The organism is Paenibacillus xylanilyticus (assembly GCF_013359935.1).
GTDB lineage: Bacteria > Bacillota > Bacilli > Paenibacillales > Paenibacillaceae > Paenibacillus > Paenibacillus xylanilyticus.
This window is the reverse complement of record NZ_JABMCB010000023.1, coordinates 1-380: the sequence shown is the minus strand read 5'-3', so window position 1 is coordinate 380 and position 380 is coordinate 1. Positions and strand designations below refer to the sequence as shown.

The 380-nt window shown below is 42.9% G+C and carries 1 protein-coding gene; it reads right to left on the bottom strand.

What is annotated here, in order from left to right:
- Nucleotides 1-172: 172 nt before the first annotated feature.
- A partial coding sequence (locus HP552_RS00135; protein WP_175393802.1) for an anti sigma factor C-terminal domain-containing protein occupies nucleotides 173-380 on the bottom strand: 208 nt, incomplete at its 5' end.

Genomic DNA, 380 nt, shown 5'->3' with positions numbered 1-380 from the left:
CCTTTATTCCCGCATGCCTATTTTTACGTCTTTTCGCCACCGGCTCCGCCCACATCCTCTTCTTCGTACTAACTATAGGATGAAATCCTGCGAATTCATGAGCCTGAGTGAGAAAACTGAATCATTTCGAGGGAGCTTAATAAATATTACTATTCATGACATAGTCATTACGTCACTTATCGACAATTGCTCCTAGTACGGCTGCTTTCACATATTTTTGCTCCTGCAGTGCCTTCAGACTGTCAGCCGTCCCTGTTACTACGACGCCTAATATTCGCACGTCACTTGTATCTGGTTTCTCCTTGTCTCTACGCAAATAATCGTAAATGCGCTCAAACTCATGTTGGTATTTTCCATTGGTTTTTATCCCGTCTTCCAAT